The sequence below is a fragment of the Streptomyces sp. NPDC041135 genome, assembly GCF_055592085.1.
Genome location: NZ_JBVIYZ010000007.1, coordinates 324271 through 347222 on the forward strand (window position 1 = coordinate 324271; position 22952 = coordinate 347222).

18 protein-coding genes are annotated in these 22952 nt (G+C 74.2%); 5 read left to right on the plus strand and 13 right to left on the minus strand.

Annotated features, from left to right (window positions below; all coding sequences use genetic code 11):
- The first annotated feature begins 60 nt into the window (after window positions 1-60).
- Complete coding sequence (locus ACZ6CZ_RS19405) at window positions 61-2127, plus strand: SpoIIE family protein phosphatase (RefSeq protein WP_469022385.1); 2067 nt, start codon at window positions 61-63, stop codon at window positions 2125-2127.
- Window positions 2128-2222: 95 nt separating this feature from the next.
- On the plus strand, window positions 2223-2498 hold the full coding sequence (locus ACZ6CZ_RS19410) for a hypothetical protein (protein ID WP_469022388.1): 276 nt from the start codon (window positions 2223-2225) through the stop codon (window positions 2496-2498).
- A gap of 77 nt (window positions 2499-2575) precedes the next feature.
- Here ACZ6CZ_RS19410 and ACZ6CZ_RS19415 read toward each other — a convergent pair whose 3' ends face one another.
- The gene (locus ACZ6CZ_RS19415) at window positions 2576-3745 is read right to left on the minus strand and encodes a YihY/virulence factor BrkB family protein (RefSeq protein ID WP_469022391.1); all 1170 of its coding nucleotides are present in this window, start codon (window positions 3743-3745) and stop codon (window positions 2576-2578) included.
- 187 nt (window positions 3746-3932) lie between these two features.
- Here ACZ6CZ_RS19415 and ACZ6CZ_RS19420 point away from each other — a divergent pair, with 187 nt between their 5' ends.
- Window positions 3933-5069, plus strand: a complete 1137-nt coding sequence (locus ACZ6CZ_RS19420; protein WP_469022393.1) for an FUSC family protein — start codon at window positions 3933-3935, stop codon at window positions 5067-5069.
- A 63-nt stretch (window positions 5070-5132) separates the two neighbouring features.
- Here the strand turns inward: ACZ6CZ_RS19420 and ACZ6CZ_RS19425 are convergent, their stop codons facing one another.
- The gene (locus ACZ6CZ_RS19425; protein ID WP_469022399.1) at window positions 5133-6077 is read right to left on the minus strand and encodes an adenosine kinase; all 945 of its coding nucleotides are present in this window, start codon (window positions 6075-6077) and stop codon (window positions 5133-5135) included.
- A gap of 252 nt (window positions 6078-6329) precedes the next feature.
- Here ACZ6CZ_RS19425 and ACZ6CZ_RS19430 point away from each other — a divergent pair, with 252 nt between their 5' ends.
- Window positions 6330-7151, plus strand: coding sequence for an NAD(P)H-binding protein (locus ACZ6CZ_RS19430; protein ID WP_469022401.1), 822 nt, complete (start codon window positions 6330-6332; stop codon window positions 7149-7151).
- Between the two features lie 85 nt (window positions 7152-7236).
- Here the strand turns inward: ACZ6CZ_RS19430 and ACZ6CZ_RS19435 are convergent, their stop codons facing one another.
- Both ACZ6CZ_RS19435 and ACZ6CZ_RS19440 read right to left on the minus strand, forming a co-directional pair.
- Window positions 7237-8085 carry a lysozyme gene (locus ACZ6CZ_RS19435; protein ID WP_469022404.1) on the minus strand — a complete coding sequence of 283 codons (849 nt, stop codon included), beginning with the start codon at window positions 8083-8085 and terminating at the stop codon, window positions 7237-7239.
- A 166-nt stretch (window positions 8086-8251) separates the two neighbouring features.
- On the minus strand, window positions 8252-10111 hold the full coding sequence (locus ACZ6CZ_RS19440; RefSeq protein WP_469022406.1) for a M1 family aminopeptidase: 1860 nt from the start codon (window positions 10109-10111) through the stop codon (window positions 8252-8254).
- Window positions 10112-10446: 335 nt separating this feature from the next.
- On the opposite strand from ACZ6CZ_RS19440, the gene ACZ6CZ_RS19445 reads away from it, so the two are divergent.
- Window positions 10447-11883 (plus strand): WGR domain-containing protein, encoded by a 1437-nt coding sequence (locus ACZ6CZ_RS19445; protein ID WP_469022411.1) that lies wholly within the window; start codon window positions 10447-10449, stop codon window positions 11881-11883.
- A 24-nt stretch (window positions 11884-11907) separates the two neighbouring features.
- On the opposite strand, the gene ACZ6CZ_RS19450 is transcribed toward ACZ6CZ_RS19445, so the two are convergent.
- The 9 genes from ACZ6CZ_RS19450 to ACZ6CZ_RS19490 all read right to left on the minus strand — a co-directional run bounded on the left by ACZ6CZ_RS19450 (window position 11908) and on the right by ACZ6CZ_RS19490 (window position 22477).
- Window positions 11908-12786, minus strand: coding sequence for an endo alpha-1,4 polygalactosaminidase (locus ACZ6CZ_RS19450; RefSeq protein WP_469022414.1), 879 nt, complete (start codon window positions 12784-12786; stop codon window positions 11908-11910).
- Complete coding sequence (locus ACZ6CZ_RS19455) at window positions 12783-13445, minus strand: spherulation-specific family 4 protein (RefSeq protein ID WP_469022417.1); 663 nt, start codon at window positions 13443-13445, stop codon at window positions 12783-12785. The genes ACZ6CZ_RS19450 and ACZ6CZ_RS19455 overlap by 4 nt, the downstream gene beginning before the upstream one ends.
- Complete coding sequence (locus ACZ6CZ_RS19460; RefSeq protein ID WP_469022419.1) at window positions 13442-14392, minus strand: NAD-dependent epimerase/dehydratase family protein; 951 nt, start codon at window positions 14390-14392, stop codon at window positions 13442-13444. Before ACZ6CZ_RS19460 ends, ACZ6CZ_RS19455 begins: the two co-directional genes overlap by 4 nt.
- Before the next feature lie 7 nt (window positions 14393-14399).
- Window positions 14400-15113: a nucleotidyltransferase family protein gene (locus ACZ6CZ_RS19465; protein ID WP_469022423.1), complete on the minus strand. Its 714-nt coding sequence runs from the start codon at window positions 15111-15113 to the stop codon at window positions 14400-14402.
- Between the two features lie 45 nt (window positions 15114-15158).
- Complete coding sequence (locus ACZ6CZ_RS19470) at window positions 15159-16160, minus strand: GDP-mannose 4,6-dehydratase (protein WP_469022424.1); 1002 nt, start codon at window positions 16158-16160, stop codon at window positions 15159-15161.
- A gap of 205 nt (window positions 16161-16365) precedes the next feature.
- Entirely contained in the window at window positions 16366-17781 is a 1416-nt protein-coding gene (locus ACZ6CZ_RS19475) for a hypothetical protein (protein WP_469022426.1), read from the minus strand.
- Window positions 17778-19304 (minus strand): GT4 family glycosyltransferase PelF, encoded by a 1527-nt coding sequence (gene pelF / locus ACZ6CZ_RS19480; protein WP_469022430.1) that lies wholly within the window; start codon window positions 19302-19304, stop codon window positions 17778-17780. The genes ACZ6CZ_RS19475 and pelF overlap by 4 nt, the downstream gene beginning before the upstream one ends.
- An 89-nt stretch (window positions 19305-19393) precedes the next feature.
- Window positions 19394-21529, minus strand: a complete 2136-nt coding sequence (locus tag ACZ6CZ_RS19485) for a hypothetical protein (protein ID WP_469022434.1) — start codon at window positions 21527-21529, stop codon at window positions 19394-19396.
- 420 nt (window positions 21530-21949) lie between these two features.
- Window positions 21950-22477: a hypothetical protein gene (locus ACZ6CZ_RS19490; protein WP_469022437.1), complete on the minus strand. Its 528-nt coding sequence runs from the start codon at window positions 22475-22477 to the stop codon at window positions 21950-21952.
- Window positions 22478-22952 lie beyond the last annotated feature (475 nt).

The following is a 22952-nucleotide window of genomic DNA, read 5'->3' on the forward strand; positions in this document are numbered from 1 at the left end:
TCCACAGCGTTCCGCGGGCCGCCGGGGCCCGACCGGCCGGCGGGTGGAGGTGGTTGTCGGATGGCAGTGGATTCCTTCCGGCCCGGCCCGGACGAGCAAGGGCCCGGGAGGCCCCGGCCGACGGGCCTGCTCGACGTGCTGAGCGTGGCCGCGGTGGCCCTGGACGTCCGCGGGCGGATCGTCTTCTGGACCCCGCAGGCGGAGGAGCTGTTCGGCTGGAGCGCCGAGGAGGCCCTCGGCCAGTACGCGGCGCGGATACTCGTCCACCCCCAGCAACTGCAGTCGGTCGAGGGCCTGTTCGCCGAGGTGCTGCGGACCGGGCAGGGCTGGGCGGGCGCCTTCCCGATCCGGCACAAGGACGGCAGCAGCCGCCTGACGGAGTTCCGCGCCATGCGGCTGCTGGACGACCTCGGGGACGTGTACGCGCTGGGCATCGCCGCCGACCACACCCTGCTGCAACGGGTGGAGACCGACCTGGCCCTGTGCGAGCGGCTGATCAACCAGTCCCCCATCGGCCTGGCGCTGCTGGACCCCGATCTGAACTACCTGCTGGCCAACCCGGCGCTGGAGCGCATCGACGGCATCCCCGCCGAGGAGCACATCGGGCGGCATCTGCGCGAGACCCTGCCCCTGCCGGACCTGGACACCATCGAGTCCGCGCTGCGCCAGGTGCTCACCACCGGGACTCCGCTGCTGGACCAGTACCAGGTGGGCCGGCCCCCGGGCGATCCCGACCACGAGCACGCCTGGTCGCTGTCCTTCTACCGGCTGGAGGACCCCGGGGGGCGGGTGCTGGGCGCGGCCGCCTCGGTCGTCGACGTCACCGAACGGCACCGGGCGGCCGGGGAGGCCGACCGGGCGCGGCGGCGTCTGGCGCTCATCGCCGAGGCGTCCGCCAGGGTCGGCACCACGCTGGAGGTGGAGCACACCGCCCACGAGCTGGCCGAGATCGCCGCCCCGGTCCTCGCCGACGTGGTCGCCGTGGACATCCTGGACTCCGCCCTCGCCTGCCGCCGCTCCCGCAGACCGGACAACGGGCCCGAACTCTTCCGCGCCCTGGCCCTCAAGGCCTCCCACCCCACACCGGCGCTGGGGGCCGCCGACCCGCCCGGCGACCTCGCCTCATACGAGGCCGACCGGCTGGTCACCCTGTGCGTGCACACCGGCAGACCCGTCCTGGTGCCGCACGTCGGCGAACGCGATCTGCCCCGCATCGCGCGGGACGCCGAGGGCGGCGCGCTGCTGGCCCAGGCCGGCGTGCACTCCTACCTCGCCGTGCCGCTGATCGCGCACGGCGAGGTGCTCGGCGCCCTCGACCTCAAACGCACCCGCAACCCGGTGCCGTTCGACGAGGACGACGTCGTGCTGGCCGGCGAGATCGCCGGCCGGGCCGCCGTGGCCATCGACAACGCCCGCTGGTTCCAGAGCGTGCGCAACACCGCGCTCACCCTCCAGCGCAGCCTGCTGCCCGACCACCCGCCGCACCACACCGGCCTGGAACTGGCCTCCCGCTACCAGCCCGCCCAGGCCACCAGCGAGGTCGGCGGCGACTGGTACGACGTCATCCCGCTGGCCGATGACAAGACGGCCCTGGTGGTCGGCGACGTCATGGGCAACGGCATCGACGCCGCCGCCACCATGGGGCGGCTGCGCACCGCCACCTGCGCCTACGCCGACCTCGATCTCGAACCCGAGGCGGTGCTCCAGCACCTCGACAAGATCACCTGCGATCTGGAGCACTACATCGTGACCTGCCTGTACGCGGTGTACGACCCGCACACCAGGCTGTGCCGCATTGCCAACGCCGGACACATGCCGCCCGCGCTGTCGCACCCCGGCCGGGCGCCGACGCTGCTGGACCTGCCGCCCGGAGCGCCGCTCGGCGTCGGCGGCGTCCGCTTCGAGACCACCACGGCCGAACTGGGTCCCGGCGATCTGCTGGTCCTCTACACCGACGGCCTCGTCGAGACCCGGCAGCATCCCATCGACGACCGTCTGAACATCCTGCTGGGGTTCCTCGACGAGCCGCAACGGCCCCTGGAGGAGACCTGCGACCTGCTGCTGTACGGCCTGCGCCACCCCGACGACCACGACGACGTCGCCCTGCTGGTCGCGCGGACGCTGTAGGCCGCGGCGCCCCGGCGAGGACGGCGCGGGACACGCCGCGACATCACCGCGGCGGAGACGGACATGCCGCTGCCGATGCTGGAGACTTGCGACGCATGAGCCATCCTCCCAGCCCCGATCAGTACGTCGACCGGGTCACCGCAGGCCCGGGCGGAGCGATGACCGACGAAGTCGGTGTCGTCACCGGAGACCTCGTCATCGCCACCACCCTCCAGTCCGACCGGCAGTCCGCCAGGGTCCACGTCCAGCACGACGACGAGTGGTACACCCTCTCGGGCAGCCCCGCTCCCGTCCCGCAGGGCGGGCTCGCCGCCTACCACCGCGACCTCCTGGGCCGTATCCGCCGCGGCGGCGGCACCCGGGCCACCTGACGGCGCGCCACGGGACCGGCCCGGCCCTCGAAGGTGGCGGGGCCGGTCAGGCGGGGCGGTTCATGAGGGGGCGGGGCTCAGGGGGTGCCGTGCGTCTCGCGGGTCTCGTGGGTCCCGTCCGCCGGGCCGGCCGCATCCTCGGACTTCTCGGGAGACTGCGGCCCGTTGGCGATCTGCGCCTCGTTGGCCTCGTTCAGCCGGCGTACGTCGTCCTCGGTCCAGGTGCGGGTGTCACGCGGCTGCGTGTACGGCTCGGCGGTCGGCGGCAGGCCGCCGGCGATCGCGCGCTGGCGCATGGTCTCCGCGTCGAACTCCAGGCCCAGCAGGATGGCGAGGTTGCTGATCCACAGCCACACCAGGAAGACGATGACGCCGGCCATGGTGCCGTAGGTCTTGTTGTACGAGGCGAATCCGGCGACGTAGAAGGCGAACCCCGCGGAGGCGATCATCCAGATCACCAGGGCGATGAAGCTGCCCGGGGTGATCCACTTGAAGCCCTTCACCTTGGCGTTCGGGCTGGCCCAGAACAGCATCGCGATCATGACCGTGACCAGCACGACCAGCAGCGGCCACTTGGCGATCGACCACACCGTCAGGGCGCTGTCGCCGATGCCGAGGGCGTTGCCCGCCTGCCGGGCGATACCGCCGGTGAACACCACGATCAGCGCGCTGGCCACGGCGAGCAGCATCAGCACGACCGTCAGCCCGACGCGCACCGGCAGGACCTTCCACACCGGGCGGCCCTCGGGCATGTCGTACACCGCGTTGGCGGTGCGGATGAAGGCGCCGACGTACCCGGACGCCGACCAGATGGCGAGCACGACACCGACGACCGCCATGACCGAGCCGGTACCGGAGTTGCCCTGCAACTGCTCGACGGCCCGGGTGATGATGTCGCGGGCCGCGCCCGGGGTGAGCTTCTGGAGGTTGGAGAGGACCTCGTCGGTGGCCGACTTGCCGGTGATGCCGAGCATGGAGACGAGTACGAGCAGGGCCGGGAACAGCGACAGCACGCCGTAGTAGGTCAGCGCGGCGGCCCGGTCGGACAGTTCGTCGTCCTTGAACTCCTTCAGGGCGCCCTTCATCACGGCGCCCCACGCCCCTCTGGGCAGCTTCGTCGGGGTGTCCGGCGCGCGCCGTTCGACGTCCGGGCCCGGCCCGGCCTCTTCGGGGCTGGGTGGCCGGTGCTCCGGCGCCCCGTCGGCGTCGCGGTGGTCGTTGGTCCCGGGAAGATGCAGTCTCGCCATGTGCGCCGGGTAACCCGCGTGCGCCCGACTACGCACTCCGCGCCACACCGCTTCCCGGTGGCGGGCCGGACGGCCGCGGCGGGCGGCGTGGCGCTCGCCACCCCGGGCGGGACGGCCGCATGGATGTGCCCGGCCGTGGCACCCGGGGCGTTTGGCCATGCGTGGAAGGCGAGGGACATTGCGGTCGGTGGGACATCCGGTACGGCGGGCGGAACGGGCGCTGCGGGAGGCGTGGCAGGCGGTGCGGCGTGCGTGCGCCGGGCCGGGCCGTGAGCGGGACGTGGCCGTGCAGGCACTGAAGGCGGCGCTGGCCGCTTGGCTGGCCTGGGCGGTGGCGGGCTGGTGGCTGGAGGCACCCATGGCGTTCGTCGCGCCCTGGGTGGCGGTCGTCCTGGTCGAGTCGACCGTCTACCGGTCGATCACCGACGGGCTGCGGCAGCTGGCGGCGGTCACGACCGGCACGGTGGTGGCCACGGCGGTGGCGCTGCTCCTGCACGACCGGATGACGGCCATGGCGCTCGTCCTGCCGACCGTGGTGCTGCTGGGTCACTGGCGGCGGCTGGGCAGCCAGGGCATCTACGCGGCCACCGGCGCCCTGTTCGTGCTGACCAACAGCACCATCGGTGTCGCCACCTCCACCGCCCGGATCACCGAGTCGCTCTTCGGCGCCCTGGTCGGCATCGCGGTCAACGCGCTGATCCGGCCCCCGGTGTACCTCGACGACACCCGGGCCACGCTGCGGGAGGCCACCCTCGAGACGCACGACATCCTGTGCGCGGTGGCCGACGGACTGGCCGCGGACCGGTGGGACGCCGGGGAGGCCGACGTCTGGCACCGCCGCGCGCTGCGCCTGCGGGGGCTGGTCGAGCAGGCCCGCACCGCCGTCGGCAGGAGCCACGAGAGCCTGCGGGTCAACCTGCGCGGGCGCGCCGGGCGCATGCCGCCGCCGGGCAAGGAGTACGACGACGCGGTGCTGACGCTGGAGTACGCCGCCGTGCACACGGCCGGGGTGACCCGGACCGTCCTGGAGGCCTCGTCGGAGAGCCGCTCGGCGGTCCGGCCGCAGCCGGAACTGGCCCGCCGCTACGCGCGGTTCCTGCGGCAGACCGCGCATGCCGTGCGCCTGTACAACCACAGCCGGTTCGGGCACCGCGGCGACGAGGAACTGCGGGAGGCCGTCGACGAGCTGCACGGGACGCTGGACGCGCTGCGCGGCCACCTCACCCGGTCGCGGCCGGACGACCCCGACGAGGTCGCCACCTACGGCGCGCTGCTCACCGAGGCCCACCGGCTGGCCCACCAACTGGTCCCCGCCGGCACGTGACCCGCCGCACCCGCCCCGCCCGCCCGGCTCCGTCAGTGCCCGTCTCCATCACGCCCGTCCCCGTCATGCCGGGTCCGCGGCGGCCATCGACAGCTCGAAGCCGGCGTCGAGTTCCGCGGCGCGGGCCAGCAGCCCGTCGCGGGTGACGGCGTCGGTGCGGGTCGAGGGGACGGTACAGGCGTGGGCCCCGGCGATCGCGCCGTACAGCGCGCAGCGCCGCGGCTCCTCGCCGCCGAGCCAGCCGAGCAGGAAGCCGGAGGCGAAGGCGTCGCCGGCGCCGTTGGAGTCGACCACGGGAGCGGGCGGCGTGACGGCCGGCACGTGCGCCAGCTCACCGCCGGCCAGCAGGTACGCCCCTTCGGCACCGGCGGTGGCGACCACGATCCGGGCCCGGCCGCGTGCGGCGATGTCCCGCATGGTGCGCTCGGGGTCGGTCAGGGCGGTGGTGGAGACGAAGACCAGGTCCGCCGCCAGGGCGAACGGCTCGTGGTACGGGTTGACGCCGTCCCAGTCGTGCAGGTTGGTCGAGAGGGTGAGCCCCGCCTCGCGCAGCAGGGGCAGGGCGTGGGCGCACGGGTGGGTGATGACGACGTGCGCGTGGCGGGCGGCGGCGGCCAGTTCACGGACGGTGGCCTCGGGGAACCGGTCGGACTGCCGGGAGCGGGTGTCGTCGTAGAGGGAGAGCCGCCGGCCGTCGGGGCCGACCAGGTTGACCGCACGCTTGGTGCCCGCGGGCTGCGGGATCGCGGTGAGGGGGATGCCGCGGTCGCGGTGCAGGCGGCGGACCAGGTCGCCCTCGTGGTCGTCGCCGAGCATGTCGAGGTGGTGGGTGCGCAGCCCCAGGGCGCTCAGGCCGACCGCGACGAAGTCGCCGCTCTGTCCGGCCCGGGCCTCGATCCCCGGCCGGATCATATGGCTGTCGACGAACGGGACCGGCAGTTCGGGGACGTGGACGATCGTGTCCACGCCCGCGCCGCCGAGGACGAGGACATCGGTGCTCGTGGTCATGGGTTTCCTCTCGGGACCGTCGTCGGCAGCCGAGTCAAACAGCCGGCCGTCCCACTGGCAACAAGTTGCAGAAACTTTCCGCAAGTTGCCGGGAGCCGCCCGGAGGAGGGCGGACCGGATCACCGCATTTTATTTGCGTGACACAGAAGATGCGCAACACAGGCTATGATGGGTGGAGCGCACGAACCTCCGTGCCGCCGCCGTGCGCGTCCGCGCACCGCCGCTCCGCCTCTCCTTCAGGGAAGTGCCCCCATGACCGTTCTCGTCACCGGAAGCCGCGGTGCGGTCGCCCGCGCGCTGCGCCGGCTCCTCGACGCCCGCGGCATCGGCTGCCGTGCCGCGTCCAGCCGGCCCGACGGCCCGGACACCGTCCACTGCGACCTCACCGACCCGTCCACGTTCCCGGCCGCGCTCGAGGGCGTCACCTCCGTCTTCCTCTACGCCGAGCCGTCCCGCGCCGAGGAGTTCGCCGGGGAATGCGTCAGGGCGGGCGTCGAGCACGTGGTCGTGCTGTCGTCCGCGGCCGTCCTCACCCCCGACCCCGACGGCAACCCGCTGGCCAGGACACACCTCGACGTGGAGCGGGCCCTCGGCGCCGCTCCCCTGCGCACCACGGCGCTGCGCCCCGGCGCGTTCGCGAACAACGCGCTGGCCTGGAGCGGGAACCTGCGCTCCGGCCGGCCGGTCGGCCTGCCCTTTCCGCACGCCCACGGCGACCCGATCCATGAGGACGACGTCGCCGGGGCCGCCCTGGCCGTCCTCACCGACCCCGCGCTCGCCGGCCGGGCCTACACGCTGACCGGCCCCGAGTCGCTCACGTTCGCCGAACAGCTCGGCATCCTCGGCCGCGTCACCGGGAGGCCCGCCGCCTGGCGGCACGTCAGCCCGCGGGAGTGGCGGCAGGAGGCCTCACCGTACGTGCCGCCCGCCTACGCGGACGCCCTCCTCGACTGGTGGCGGGCGGCCGACGGCACCCCGGCCGCCCTCACCGGGACCGTGCGCGAGCTCACCGGCCGTCCGCCACGCACGTTCGCCGCCTGGGCCCGGGACCACGCCGGCGCCTTCCGCGGATGACCGGCACGCCGACGCCGCACGCCGCCGGCGTCGGTACCGGCGGCGTGCGGCGTCCAGGCCGGGCGGCCTCGCCGTGGAACCCGGGTCAGCCGGTGGCCAGGGCCCGCAGCGCGTCCAGCGAACCGTTGAACTTGTCGTGGTCCCCGACCGTCGGACCGGTCGAGGTGTACTGCCACATGGCGTACGACGACCAGCCCGCCGGCAGCGCCCCGACGGCCGAGGCGTACCGGGCGACCCACAGCGGGTTGCTGGCACCGAAGCCGGTGTAGCCGCCGGTGCACTGGCTCCACCAGCTGGTCGAGGTGTAGATGACGGCGGCCCGGCCGGTCCGGGCCTTGTACCGGTTCAGGAAGTCGCGGACCCAGGTGACCATGCCGCTCTTGGACTTGCCGTAGCAGTCGTCGCCGTACGGGTTCCACTCGATGTCCAGGGCGCCGGGCAGGGTCTTGCCGTCCTTGGACCAGCCGCCGCCGTGGTCGACGAAGTAGTCGGCCTGGGTGGCGCCGCCGGTCGTGTCGGGGGTGGCGAAGTGGTAGGCGCCGCGGACCATGCCGGTGTCGTAGGCGCCGTTGTACTGCTGGGTGAAGTAGGGGTTGCGGTAGTACGTCCCTTCGGTCGCCTTGGTGTAGGCCCACTTGACGCCGCTGCTCCACAGGGTCGGCCAGGCGACGTCGCGTTGGTAGCTGGAGACGTCCACGCCTTCGAGCTGGCCCGCTCGCGGGTCCGGGGACTCGCCGGGCGGGATCTCCTCGGCGCCCTCATGGGTGAGCACGCCCAGGCCCATGTAGGCACTGCCGCGCGCGGGCGTGTCCTCGGCGGCCGCGGGGACGGCCGTCGAGGCGGAGAGGAACAGGACAAGGCCGGTGAGGGCGCCGGTGACGGCACAGCGCGGGCGGCCGCGGAGGAAAGTTATCGATCTTTGCACGAGACCCATCTGAACCGTCCCCGCGCCCCGCCGCACTCCGGGATGCGCTCAATGAGCCCCGTCCCGGTGACCCACGTGGTCCATGCGGGTGGCGGACCGCGGCCGGGACGGATGAGGGGACGGGTGCGCCGCGGCCGGCGCCCGGGGGCGTGGGCCGCGGCGCGATCGCTGCCGGTCAGCCGTCGATGCGGTGCTGGGTCCAGAACGACGTGAGGTCGGTGCCGGTGGCGGCCTGTGCGGCGGCCTTGAACTCCGCCGTGGTCGAGACGCCGTACCAGTGCGCCGTGGCGTAGTCCTTCAGCAGTGTCGCCATGGCGGTGTCACCGATCAGCCGCCGCAGGTCGTGCAGGGCGCACTTGCCGTAGCCGTAGACGACGGTGGAGTAGCGCGAGGAGTGGGCGTCCCAGTAGGCCATCGAGTTGGTGATCTTCTCTGTGGAGGAGGCCCAGGAAACGCTGCTCCAGCAGCCGGTGCCGGTCTTGTTCTGCGCCAGGTCGGTGGAGTAGTCGGTGAACGCCTCGTCCAGCCAGGGGCTGTTGTACTCGTCGTCGCCGACGATGCCGTACCACCACTGGTGGGCGATCTCATGGGTGAGCGCGGTGGTGCTGACCAGGTCCAGGACGAAGCCGGGGTACTCCATGCCGCCGAACCAGTAGTTGTTGTCGATCACGGCGTCCAGCTCGCCGTAGGGGTAGGCGCCGAAGCGGGCGGCGTGCGCGTCGACGGCCGACCTGGCGGTGCTGAGCATCGACTGGGCACTGGTGGAGCTGATGCCCGACACGGAGTAGACGTTCACCGGGACGCCGCCGGCCGAGGTGCCGGAGATCTTGCTGAACGGTCCGGCGGCCCAGGCGAAGTCGCGCACCTTGGTGGCGGTGGCGGTGGTGACGGTGCGTCCGCCGGTGCCGGGGGTGTCGGTGGAGGTGCCGGTCGCGGGCACCAGCAGGGTGCTGGGGTGGTCGAGGGTCACCTTGAAGTCGGCGGCCAGCGAGTAGAACGACTCGCCGTTGTTGGTGTACGGGTCCAGGTGCCAGCCGGAGGCGTCCCGGACGGCGAGCACCGGCAGGGCGTTGCCGATGAAACTGAAGGCCCCGTCGTAGCCGAAGCGGTCGGCGCCGCTGGGGACGGTGATGCCGAGGTCGAAGCCGACGGTCGCGCTCTGCCCCTGCGCCAGCGGCGCCGGCAGGGTGACCTTCAGGGCGGTGCAGTCGACGGAGAGGGCGCCCGCGGTGCCGCCCGTGACGTTGCCGACGGTGATCGGCATGGCGGAGCAGGTGCCGTGGTAGTTGTCCCACAGCCGCAGGTACACCTCGCTGAGCGCGGTCGCGGAGGCGTTGGTGAAGCTCACGCTCTCGTGACCGGTCCAGTTGGTGCCGCTGGTGTTGCTGCTGAGGCTGACGGTGTAGGAGGGCGCGGCCGGGGTGCGCGTGGAGTCGGCGGGCGGGGTGGTGGTGCCGGAGGTGTCGAGGGCGACGTCGTCGAGGACGAAGCTGGTCTGGAGGCTGGAGTCCTCGGTGCCGGTGAAGGACAGGCTGACGGTCTGGCCGGCGAACGCGGAGACGTCGACCGACTTGCGCACGTAGCCGGTGTTCTTGTCGAGGTTGGAGTACGTCGCCAGCGTGGTGCCGCCGAGCTTGGCCGTCAGCTTGTCGTAGACCGTGGACGAGGTGGTCTCGGCGGTGTCGATGTGCAGCCAGAACGTGAGCGTGGCGGTGGTGCACCCGGTCGGGACGGTGACGCTCTGGGAGAGCGTGTCGGTGTGCGTGCCGCCGACGCCGTCGAGCCAGGCGTAGCTGGTGCCGGCGTGGGCGCTCTGGCCCGTACGGCTGGTGACGATGCCGGTCTGGGACTGGCTCCAGGGCGACGTCCCGCTCTCGAAGCCGCCGTTGGCGACCACCTGCGTCGGGGTGCAGGCGGCGGCCAGGGGCTCGGCGGGCGGCGTGGCGGCCGCGGTGGCGGCCGGGAGGCACAGGGCGGCGATCGCCGCCACGGCCACGGCGGAGGCGGCCAGGGCCTGGTGGGGGGTGGGTCTCACACGACACTCCTTCTGCGGCGGCCGGGGTTGCCGGCCGGCTCGGTGACCGTCCGGCCGGCTGGGGTGCGCCGGTGGGCGGCCGCGGGTGTGGGCGTGGTGCGGGTGAGCGTGTTCACGGTGCGGTCGCCGGTGACCGCCGTTCGCGGCCGCGTCCCACCGGGGGCGGGACGGCGGCTGCTGGCAGGGTGACAGATTTGACTAGGGCATGCCATAGGCCGTTCGGCCGCCGTCCTTCGCCCGGGGCCGCTGTCAGTGGCGTGTCCTACATTGCGGTCAACGAAAGGGCAGGCCGCCGCGCGGCTGTTGCCCGCACAGTCGTACGGGGAGGGACGGTCGTGGCGGAGACGACGTATCTGGAGCTGTCCGAGAACAGCGGCGGAGCGCACAAGTTCTACGAGGTGACGGTCGACGGGCTCGCCGTCACCGTGCGCTACGGCCGCATCGGCGCGCCCGGCCAGGTGCAGACCTCGGCGTTCCCCACCCCCGCCAAGGCGCGGGCGGCCGCGGCGAGGAAGGTCGAGCAGAAGGTCCGCAAGGGCTACGCGGCGGCCGTGCCCGGCGGCCGCGCACCGCGCCCCGTGATCCGGCGTCAGGTCGGCTCCGCACCCTCCACGGCACGGGTCACCGCTCCCGTGCTGTGGCGCCTGCGCACCGGCTCGGCGGCCTTCGGCATCCACGTCGACGAGGACCGGGTCTGGGCCGGCAACCAGGCCGGTGACGTCTACACCCTGGACCACGGCGGCGAGGTCCTCGCCCGCTACCGGCTGCCCGAGGGCGTCAAGTGCCTGGTCGCCGACGACTTCTGGATCTACGCCGGGTGCGACGACGGCAGGGTGTACGACCTGTCGTCCAAGCTCCCCTTCGCCGCCTACGAGATCGCCGCCGACGTCGACATCTTCTGGCTGGACATCCACGAGGGCGTACTGAACGTCTCGGACGCCTCGGGCGGCCTCACCGTGATCGACCACGAGGACGAACACCAGTGGTCCAGGCGCTCGTCCGGTACCGCGGGCTGGATGGTGCGGGCCGACGAGCGGGCCGTCTACCACGGGCACCGCGGCGGGGTGACGGCCTACGCCCCCGACGGCACCGGCGAGTTGTGGCACGCCGACACCCGCGGCGCGGTGCTGTTCGGCTGGCAGGAGGCGGCGTCGGTGTACGCCGGGACGGCCGGCCACGCGGTGCAGCGCCTGTCGAAGGCCTCCGGGCGGGTCGAGGCCACCTACGCGTGCGACGCGGTGGTGTACTCGTGCGCCGCCGCGCCGGACGGCCGTTACGTCTTCGCCGGGGACAACTCCTCCTCCGTCTACTGCTTCGACGCCTCCGGCACCCGGCTGTGGAAGCTGCGCACGGGCAACGGCTCGGCGCTGTCCATGCAGTACTTCGACGAGCGGCTGTACCTGGTGACCACCGACGGCTCGCTGGTCTGCGTGGACACCTCGGAGGCGGCGATCACGGCCGCCCGGCAGGGCTCGGTGCCCGTGGCCGTCGACGTGAAGTCCGCGGCCGCGCTGCCCACCTACGATCCCGCGACCTCGTTCGCGGCACTGGCGACCGTGGACGCGCCGCCGGCCGGCGGGGTCCTCGTGGAGTGCGTGCAGCAGGCCGGCCGGCTGCGGGTCCACGTCGTGTCGGACGGCTTCGAGCCCGGCTGGCACGTGCAGTTCCCGCGCGAGATACGGCAGGCGGGGGCCCGGTACGTGGTCGACGCCGTGCATCCGGCGGCCGGCGGCTTCTACCGGGTGCGCGGGGAGATCCGCCGCCTGCGCTGACCCCGCCCCCCGCGCGCCGTCCGGTCAGCAGGGCCTGCGCCACACCCCGAGTTCCGGCTTCTTCACCATCGACGACAGCCGCAGCCGCCGGGACTCGGGGCAGAACGACGCGGCGGGCTCGGCGTACTCCACGTGGAAGACCGCCTTGCCGGCCTCGATGAAGGGAGTGAGCCGGCCGCACTCGTCGTACTCGGCGCACTCCTCGTTGACGGCGAAGTCGAAGTCGCGCACCAGCTCCGGGATCTGCGGGAGGTCGTTCTTCAGGCCCACCGACAGACCGCGCTCGTGCGCGATGTCCGCGATCATGCGGTTGTAGGCGAGCTGGTCGCGGGCGGTCAGCGGGAACCCGGTGGCGTTGCCGTAGCCCTCCAGCAGATCGGGCTCGACCGCGTCGAAGCCCTTGTCCCGGCACATGTCGAAGCGGCGCTCCATGATCGGCCGCAGGACGGAGCGCCGGCGGATGTCGAGCCACCGTTCGCCCTTCCAGCCGTCGGTCCTGCCCAGCAGCGCCCGCGGAAACGCCGTGTGGTCCGGCCGGAAGGCCTCCCACGCGCCGACGTTGACGTAGCAGATGACCTTGCGGCCGGCGCGGTGCAGCCGGGCCACGTCGGCCGCCGAGTTCTCGAAGCCGTCGATGTCGTAGACGGGTACGTCGACCGACGGGTCGGCCCGGCCGTTCAGCTGCCACTGCCAGGCCAGGCCCGGGCGCGGCTGCCACCGCGCCCGGGCGGTGTGCGGGCCGGCGGGGTGCCGCCCGTCGGGGCCGTGGCCGGGAGCTGAGCAGGCGGTCAGCGCGGCCCCCGTGAGCGCGGCCAGGGAAGCGGCCAGCAGGGCGGCGCGGGTCAGCGCCGTGCGGGCCGGGCCCGCCGTCCGGGCCGTCCGGGCAGGTGTCGTGCGGGTCATGTCCGGGTTTCCGTGAGTGCGGGGGTCAGCTCGGCCCAGGGGTTGGGGGGTTCACCGGTCACGGGTCCGCAGACCGCGGCGCCCCGCTCGTGGGCGGTGCGCACGGCGAGCGGCACCAACGCCTCGGGCACGCCGTAGACGAGGTGGCACAGCCGCTCGGGTGGATGGCGTGCCGTCCAGGCGGGCCTGCTGAACGACGAGACGTACGTCGACCAGTGCCCCTCGAAGGTGACGGTCAGGTCGGCCAGGCGGAGGTAGCCCGGCGCCGGGTGGACGCCGGGGTTGAGGACGACGGTCGCCGCACCGAGCCGCCGCACCGACCTGACCAGGCGCCGGCAGGCGGGCAGCCCCTCCGGTGCCGAGGTCACGCGGTCCAGGAAGCAGCCGTCGGCCGCGTACCACTCCTGGTGGCGGCGCAGGTCGTCGGCGACGGCGTCCCGGTCGCGCACCCCGTAGTCGGTGTCGACGTAACCGAGCAGCCGGGCCCCGGCGGCCCGCAGCGCGGCGGCCGCCGCCGCGAACGCCGGGTCGGGTCGCGTGCCCGGCCCGTCGGCGGGGTTGAGGACGACCCCGTAGGTGCGGTCGGCGGCGCCGATCAGCCGGTGCCAGGCACCCGGATCCTCCGCCGGGTGCACGTAGAGCGGCACGAGAAGGCTCACCGCGGCCGCCCGCCGCCCGCCGCCCCGGCCGGGGCGGCGCCCCCGGGCCGCGGGTCACCGCCCGCGGCCGCCGCCCACAGCGCCGCCAGGGCGTCGTCGAGGGTGTGCCGGGGACGCCAGTCCAGGGCGGCGGCCGCCGCGGTGATGTCGGAGCACTGCCAGGAGACCTCGGCGGAGCGCGCCGAGCCGCCCGCGTCCTCCTCGATCCGGCCGGGGAAGCCCGCCCGGCGGACCAGCCCGTGCACCACGTCGCGCACCGGCACGGCCGCGCCGCCGCCGATGTTGAGCACGGGCGGCAGCGGACCGGGGACGGTCACCGCGAGCGCGACCGCCCGGGCGACGTCCCGCACGTCGACGAAGTCCCGGTACGCGGACAGGTCGCCGAGCCGCAGTACCGCCTCCGCGTCCGCGCCGGCCGTGCGCAGCGAGGCCGCGATGCGGCCGGGCAGCCCGGTGACCGGCGCGCCCGGCCCCACCGGGTTGCCCACCCGCAGCACCACCGCGTCCAGTGCGGAGGCGGTCACCGCGACCGTGCCCGCGAGCTTGGTCGCGCCGTAGGGGGTGACGGGCCGGGTGGCCGCCGACTCCGCCACCCGGGTGTGCGGGACGCCGGGCCCGTACTCGGCGGCCGACCCGAGGTGGACCAGCCGCGCCGCGGGGGCCGCCTCGCGCAGCGCGGCGCACAGCACGGCCGGCCCGCGGGCGTTGACCTCGGCCAGGGTGACGGCGTCACCGCCGGTCGCGCCCGCGCAGTTGACCACGGCGTCGGGCGCGGCGGAGGCCAGGGTCTTGGCGAGCCGCTCGGGGCGGTCGGCGGCGAGGTCGACGGTGAACTCGGCGTCCGGCGAGCGGCCGCCGCCGAACAGCCGCGCGCCCGGCAGGGCACGCAGCCGCTCGACGACATGACCGCCCAGGTACCCGGTGCCGCCCAGGACGAGGATGCGCATGTGGAACTCAGGCTCCCTTGAGAAGCAGCGACTTGCGGGTGGTGAACTCCGCGTTGGCCCGGTCGTAATCGTCCGGGCGGCCGATGTCGAGCCAGTATCCTTCGAAGTCGTAGGCGTACGGCGGATTCTGGGCCGCGAGCAGGTCCAGGATCAGTTCGTCGAAGCCCAGCGGCAGGCCCGCGGTGTAGCCGTCGAGGGTCGAGCGGGTCAGGCCGTAGATGCCCATGGACACCCGGTAGTCCATGCTGGGCTTCTCGGTGAAGCCGACGACGCGGCTGGCGTCGGTGGTCAGCACGCCGAAGTCGATGTGCACCTTGCGGGCGTACGTGGCGATGGTCAGCGGTGCGTCCGAGGCACGGTGCCGGGTCAGGACGTCGGCGTAGTCGAGGTCGGTGAGCACGTCGCCGTTCATGACCAGGAAGGTCTCCGGCAGCCGGTCCCGCAGGTTCAGCAGCGGGCCGATGGTGCCCAGGGGGCTGTCCTCGGTGGCGTAGTCGACGCTCAGGCCCCACTGGGAGCCGTCCCCGACGTAGGCGCGGATGATCTCGCCGAGGTGGCCTATGGCGATGGTGCAGTGGGTGAAGCCGGCCGCCGACAGCTGGCGCAGCACGATCTCCAGGATGGCGTGCTGGTCGCCGATGGGGACGAGGGGCTTGGGCAGGGCGGTGGTGTAGGGCCGCAGCCGGACGCCCTTGCCTCCCGCCAGGATCACAGCGTGCATGGGGGCTCCTCCTTGGTGGATGTGCGGGGTGTGCCGGGCAGGGGTTCAGATGTTGTAGATGCCGGTCTTGTAGCGGGCCAGGTTGGCCGGGTCGCGGAAGAACTCCACGGTGTGCCGCAGGCCTTCCTCCAGGGAGTGGCCGGGCTGCCAGCCGGTGGCCGCGGTCAGCCGGGTGGCGTCGGCGACCAGCCGCATGACCTCGGAGTTGGCCGGCCGGATGCGCTCGGCGTCCTCGCGCACGTCGAGCGGGGTGTCCATCACCTTGCCGATCAGCGCGACCAGGTCACCGACCGAGATCTCGCCGCCGGTCCCGGCGTTGAAGGTGCGGCCCACCACCTGCTCGGCGGGGGCTCCGCCCACCGCGAGGAACGCCTGCGCGGTGTCCTTGACGAAGGTGAAGTCCCTCGTGGGGCGCAGGTCGCCGAGCGTGATGGTGCGCTCCCCGGCGGCGACCTGGCCGATGACGGTAGGGATGACCGCGCGCATCGACTGGCGCGGCCCGAAGGTGTTGAACGGCCGCAGCGTCACCACCGGTGTGCCGAAGCTGGCGTGGTAGCTGTCGGCCAGCCGGTCCCCGCCCGCCTTCGAGGCGGCGTACGGGGACTGGGTGTTGATCGGGTGCTCCTCCGTGATGGGCACGGTCCGCGCGGTGCCGTAGGTCTCGCTGGTGGAGGTGTGCACCAGCCGCGGGGTGCCCAGGGCGCGCACGGCCTCCAGCACGTTGAGGGTGCCGGTGACGTTGGTGTCCACGTAGCTGTGCGGCGCCCGGTAGGAGTAGGGGATGGCGATGAGGGCGGCCAGGTGGTAGGCGCAGTCGGCGCCTTCGAGCAGGCCGCGGACGGAGCCGGGGTCGCGGACGTCGCCGAGGACGATCTCCACGTGCTCCAGGACGTCGGGGTGCAGGGTCTCCAGCCAGCCGTAGGAGGAGAAGGAGTTGTACTGGGCCATGGCTCTCACCCGGTGCCCGCGGGCGACGAGCGCCTCGGTGAGGTGCGAGCCGATGAAGCCCTCGGCTCCCGTGACGGCGGCGAGCGGTGCTGAGGTCAACTCAAGGGTCCTTCCGGTCGGTTGATCGTCGGTCGGTGGGTCGGTCGGTGGAGCGGTGGAGCGGTGGAACGGTGGGTCGGTCGGTGGCGCGGCCGGTGGCGCGGCCGGTGCGTGCGGCGGTGTGCCGGGCGGTCCGGCGGGCGTGCGTGCGCGTGCGGGTGACGCGTCGGGCGGTGGTACGGCCGGGCGGGGCTGCCCCGGGTCGTCAGGCGTGCGGTGCGGGGCGGCCCAGCAGGCGCAGCGTGCACACCGCCAGACAGAGCGCGGCCGCGCCGCAGCACAGCGGCAGGACGAGCGGCCCGGGCGGCAGGTCGAGGGCGGTGACCGCGGCGGCGGCGCCCGCGGCCGACAGGCAGATCACCGCCGGCGGCCAGGCCACGCCGAACGCCTGGAGCAGCAGTGCGGTCCACAGGGTGGCGGCGAGCGGCAGCAGCGCGGCCGGTTCGGCGCCGGTCAGCCAGGCGGCGGGCAGCAGCGGCAGGACGTAGGCGAGCAGGCAGCCGCCGAGGACGCATGCCGACCGCAGCAGGAACCCGGCGGGCGTGGCGGTCGCGCGCAGCGCGGAGACGGACAGCCCCCGGTAGCGGTAGAGCAGCCATTCCGCCGGTCCCATGCTGACCGTCAGCACGATGACCGCGTACGGTGCCCGCCGGCCCTCGATCAGCACGAGCACCCCCGCGGCCAGCCCGAACAGCCCGTACGGCAGGGACCGCAGCAGCCGGGGCCGCCGACCGCCGACCGCGGCCGGGGCGGCCAGGACGGTCCGCAGGGCGTGGCCGGTCGCGGTCAGCGTGGCGAGCAGGGCCAGCAGCGCCAGGCCGGTGCGCAGCCGGGCGCCCGGTTCCCACCAGGGCAGGGCGGCGGCGCCCGCGATCAGCGGGCTGAGCGCGGCCAGCAGCAGTCGCTCCCGGGCCAGCACCAGCAGGACACCCGCCGCCGCCAGGTACAGCGACTGCGCGGCCGCGGCGAGGGCCACCGCGGCGCCCCCGGCGAGCGGCACGGCGGCCGCGGTGGCCACCGCCGCGCCGAGCAACGCGCCGGTGAGCAGGGTGCGCCCGGCCTCCCGGCGGCCCGTGGTCATCCGCAGGTGGGCGCGGTGGCCGAGGGCCTGTCCCCACGCCCAGGAGACGAGTCCGGCCACGACCAGGGCGGCGGCGTGCCGTCCGGGGTGCCAGAGCGGGGCGGTGAGCAGGTAGGCGAGGCCGGGCAGGGCGAACAGCACGCCGCGCAGCAGGCAGCGGACGGTGTCCGGCCGCCACGGGTCGGGCCCGCGGGCGGGTTCGGGGAAGGTCCGGGGCACCCGTTCGTACAGCGCGGCGGCGAGCGAGAACAGGTTGGGGTGCCCGTACCGGTCCCTGATCACCTCGGCCGACAGTCCCTCCGCCTCGAGCAGCGCGGCCACTTCGTAGGGGTGGACGGCGGGGCCGACGCGGTCGGCGAGTTCGGCGGCCAGCCGGCTGACCTCCTCCTCGTCGGGGCCGCGGCGCGGCAGCCGGATGGCCAGGGTGGTGTCGTCGAGGGCCCAGCGCGGGCGGCGCCGGGGCGGGCGCGGCGCGGCCAGCCGGATGGCCAGGGTGTCCTGTTCCGGCCCGCCGGGCTCGAGTGCCATCGGTCCGCTCATCCGGCCAGGCTCCCGGTGCCGGTGACCGCGGGGGCGGGCCGGGCGGCCGGCGCGGCCGCGGCGGGCCGGGCGGGCTGCCGCCGGAGGGTGGGCAGGTCGAGGTAGATCGAGCGGAAGGTGTCGATCGTCTGCCGCAGCGTGAACTGCTCGATCACCCGCAGCCGCGCGGCCTCTCCCATCGCGCGGCGGCGGGCGGGGTCGCCGAGCAGTTCCAGGGCGGCGGCGGCCATGGCGGCCGGGTCGCGCGGCGGTACGACGAGGCCGGTGTCGCCGACCGCCTCCCGTACTCCGCCCACGTCGGTGGAGACGGTGGCCCGGCCGCACGACATGGCCTCGATGAGGGTGAACGGGAAGCCCTCGCTGATGCTGGAGAGCATCACGACGTTGCCGGCCGCGTAGGCGTCCTTGATGTCGTCGACCCGGCCCTCGAAGGTGACGGCGTCGGCGTGACCGAGGCCGGCGGCGAGGGCCTCGCAGCGCTCCCGGTAGGCCTCCCCGCCGCGGGGGGTGCCACCGAACAGGCGCAGTCGTGCCCCGGGTATGCGCTCCCGGACGAGGGAGAAGGCGCGGATGAGGGTCTCCAGGTCCTTGATGGGGTCGACGCGTCCGGCCCAGCTCAGGGTGGGCGCGTCGGGCTCGGGTCCGGCCGGCGGGAAGGCGGCGGGGTCCACGCCGTTGTAGACGGTGCGGATCGACTCGGGGTGGGCGCCGCCCTGTTCCTCCCAGAGCCGGTTGTAGCGGTTGCCGGGGGTGATGAGGGCGGCCCGGCGGTAGCTCTCCTCGGCCAGCAGCCGGAAGAAGCCGAGGACGACGGCCTTCACCGGCCACCGGTAGGGGGCAGTGCGATAGCCGAGGTAGCGCTCGCGCAGGTAGACGCCGTGTTCGGTGAGCAGCAGCGGGACGCCGTGGCGCTCCAGGGCGGCCAGGCCGGGCAGGACGGCGACGCCGCCGCTGACGGCGTGGGCGACGCCGTGCCGCGGGGGCGGCGCGGTCAGGGGCCGCAGGGCGTGTTCGAGCAGGGCGGTCGCGGTGACGGCGTCGTGCAGGGTCGGCCGGGCCTCGCGGACGGCGAGGCCGGGCCGGTTCCACACCCCGGCCAGGACGGCGACGGCCCGGTCGCCGCGCAGGAAGGGGCTGAGCGTGCCGTCGGCCGCGGCCCGCGCCAAGGTGTAGAGGGCGGGCGCGAACCCGTCCTCCGCGCCTGGGTCCAGCAGGGCGGTCAGGAACTGCTCGTGGGCGGCGGTGAGCCGGTTGCGGGCGCGTCCGCGGGGCGGGCGGCCCGCCGGCGGCTCGCCCCACATGGGGACGGACCGGACGGCGGTGACGTGGGCGGGCAGGTCCCATACGACGGGCTCGCGGCCGGTGCCGGTGACGGCGATCACATCGAAGTCGAGGTCGGGCATTCCCTGGACGAGCTGGTCGCACCAGACGCTGACGCCGCCGTGGCTGTGCGGGTAGGTGCCTTCGGTGAGCAGGGTGACGCGCGCCGCGCCGGAGCGTCGCGCGCCGTGGTGAACGTGCATCCATGTGCTCCACGGCTGAAAGTGTGGGGTGGTCGTGCCGGTCCCGGCCGCCGGCGGGGTGGCCGGGGCCTGCGGGCGGGGTGTGCCGCTCAGCTGTCCGGGGTGTACGGCACCTGTTCGGTGACGCCCGCGGGGACCTTCGTGCCGGGGGCGGGGCCGGCGACCGGGGCCGGGGCGGCTCCGGCGGTCACCGACGGGGCCGCGGCGGACGACGGCAGGGTGAGGGTGAGGGGTGCGCCGGCGGAGTCGGTCCAGCCGGACACCCGGCCCGCGTAGGCGGTGCCGAAGGCCTGCCCCGCCAGGTGGGTCCCGGTGGGCAGGGTCGCGGTGATCGCGACGCCCGCGGGCGCCTGGACGGTCACGGTGTCGCCCACGCGGTAGGCGGTGACCTGCCCGGCGTGCACGGCGCCGTGCCAGGCGGCCCGGCGCCGCAGTTCGGTGCCGATCGCCTTCATCCGCAGGTTGACCACCGGGGTGTCGTCCGCGAACAGGGCGTCGTAGCCGTCGAGGACGCCGTCGAGGACCGGGTAGGCGATGCGGTCCTCGGTGAGGTTGGACTGGTGGACGAAGTGCGGCCTGGGGTCGCCGGACAGGACGTGGCCGAGGGCGATGCGGGTCTCCAGCGGCACGATGGTGTCCTGGTAGCCGGTCGCGGTGTCCAGCGGGGCCGGCAGGCAGGTGGTGGTGGCCGGGTTGTCCTCGCACACGCCGCTGCCGCCCTGGGCGCGGCCGGTGTAGAGCCAGTTGTACTCGTCGACCTCCTCGGCCGCCCGGCCCGCGTTGTAGAAGACGTTCATCGGGTAGCGGGGGACGGTGGTGGCCGGGCCGACGGTGCGCTGGCCGGGCTCGCGGGAGTTGTCCGAGCCGAGCCACTCGGTGCCGGCGAGGGCGAGGGCCAGGTTGGGGTTGTCGCCGGGCTGCTGCGGCAGCACCCGCAGCCCGGAGTGCTCGCCGGTGACCAGTTCGCCGTCGTCCAGCGGCAGTCCGGCGGCGTGGCCCCAGGCGCGGTTGGCGGCGATCTCGTCGGTGATGGCGGCCCGGCTCACCCACTGGGTGCTGCCGCCGGCGCCGGTCGCGCACCGCCAGGGCACCACGGTGGTGTCCTGCACGCAGCCGAGGAAGGCGTGCGTGTAGGTGTGGTTGAGCCAGCGGAAGCGGTCGCGGTCGGCGACGAGCTTGTCGGCGAGCGCGTCGGTGCCGCCGTTGTCCTCACGCTGGTCGACGCTGCCGGAGCCGTTGTAGGCCAGGTCGAAGGTGATGTGGTGGCCGTTCTGCCAGGTGATGGCCTGGTCGACGTCCGCGGGTGTCATGCGGATCGGGTTCGTCGCGGCCGACGCACCGGCGCAGTCGACGTCGCCGGGTGTGCAGTTGAGCCGCGTGTCCCAGCGGTCGTCGGCGGCGAACACGTCGTCGACGTGCACGGCGAAGTAGTTGCGGGAGGCGCCGAGGTGCACGCCGCCGGTCATCCACTCCACGATGCCCCGGGCGAGCAGCCGGAACTGCTGCTGGTAGCGGTTGTAGACGAAGGTGACGACGAGTTCGCGGCGTCCGTCGTGCCGGTACTCCCCCACCAGCGAGCCCCGCCCGGAGCCGCCGGGGACGGGCGCGTCGACGTACGGGGTGAAGTCCGCGCCGGGGGCGGGGGTGGACAGGTAGGCGTAACTCTCGCCGACGGTCGGTGAGTTGTCCTCGAAGGGCACCGCACCGTCGAGGTAGCCGAAGGGGCCGGCCCGCCCGGCGTCGGTCACCTGCGCCCGCACGCCGTCGACGCTGCCCGAGTAACCGCCGTCGACCGGGTACCGCAGCCCCGCCTCGGGACGGGCGTAGGTGTAGGCGTCGACCTGGGGGACCGCGTACGTCTGCTCGTAGGCGGCCAGTGCCGTCATCTCGGTGGAACCGGCCGGGAACGGGTTGTCGTCGGGCAGGACCACGGCCTGGTACCTGGCCCGCGGCCGCCCGTCGGCGGTGTCGGCGAGGAACGCGGCGTCGATCGTCGGCCGGCCGGCGCTGCCGAGGTCGATCCGGGTGTACGGCGTTCCGGCCGCGTCCAGTTCGGCCGCGATGGCGTCGGTGGCCGGTCCCCCGTCACTCACCAGCAGGACCCGTAGGTCGATGCGCGGTGCGGTGCTGTCGGCCTCGGCCGCCTGGGCCGCCTGGGTCGGCAGGCCGAGCGCGGCGACGAGCGCGGCCGCCGTCAGCACAGCGGTGCGTATGGTCCGCTTCATGCGGTGAAGTCCCCTCCCCGGGCAGGGGTGAGCACGGCTCCCATGGAGCGGACGCACCCCCTGCGCGGCGCCGGCTCCCCCTCCGAGGCCAGTCGTCGCGCATCCGTTGCGTCACATGGTGATGTCTCTGTGTAGCTTTCGTGGTCATGTCGCGAAACGTGACGGAAAAGCGCAGGTGTCCATCAGGACATCCAGGCAACCCGGAGGGGTTCTCCAGCGTCGCCCGAGCCATGCCGCCCGCCGCCCGGCCGGAACCCACCGCGCTGGTCGGGGACGCGGACGCCGGACCGGCGGGCCACCGGGGTCCGCCGGGCGGCGGGCCGCGGGCCTCACGACACGGGGGCAGTGGCCGGAGTCCGATTCAGGACAACGTGCGACGGAACCGTGTCTCACGCCGCATTTCGGGACCCCGGTGTGCTGTCACGCGCACAGCACCCGTGTCTCGGGCGTGTATACGGGACCGGCACTGGTGTTCGCGCTGTCGCTGAACTCGGCGTAGACGTACGAGTAGAAGCCGATGTCGCCGTTGCACCCGGAGTCGGCCGCGATCTGGAGCGTCAGCGTGACGGTGCGGCTCTGCCCGGGCGGGACGGTGGTGCCGTAGTCGGGCCCGAGGTCGGCGGGACCGGTGCCGGAACAGGGCGTGCTCCCGCCGGCCGTGGCCAGGCTGCAGCCGGTGAAGCCGTACTTCAGGTCCGGGCGCTGGGTGGTCAGCCAGGTGGGGTCGATCGTCTGGTGGACGAACCAGATGTCGTAGGTCCGGTTGTTGGTGATGGTCATCGACAGGTTGACCGTCCCCCCGGGGGTGGTGGTCGGGGTGTCGGTGGCGAAGGCCAGCGTGGCGGGCGCGGGATCGGCCGCGTCGGCGCCGGGGGCGAACCCGAACACGGCGAGGAGGAGGGCGAGGACGGCGGTGAGACCGAGGTGTCTCGGCAGAGGTGATCGCATGGCCCGGGAGGCTAGGCACGGGGCGCGCACCGCGTCTGCCCCGCCGGGCGGGCCCGCGTCCGGGATCGGCCGGAAGTGCGCCCGCCGTGAAGGCGGTGCGTCGGACCTGTGACGACGGTGTGCGGGCCGTGCACGTGCGCCGCAGGGCGGTCGCGGCGCCGGGCTTCGGGCGGCCCGCGCGACCGTGGCGCATACCTGCGGCATTGGCGGGGACGTGACGCCCCGGGCGACCGGGACACCGGACACCGCGGGTGCGCGGGGGCCGCATCCCGGCCAGACGCCGCTTTCCGGCCTCCGGGCGTACGGCAGTTGGCGGCCGGCGGCCGGAAACCGCCGGGCGGGAAGGCCCGTCGGCGGCTCGCGGACGCCCGGCGGCCCGGTGCGGCCGGGACTTCCGGGACTGCCGGGGACGGTTGTGAAGGCGGGGTGCATGTGCGGCGCCGGCCGGGGTATTCGCGCAGCGACTTGTTGATCG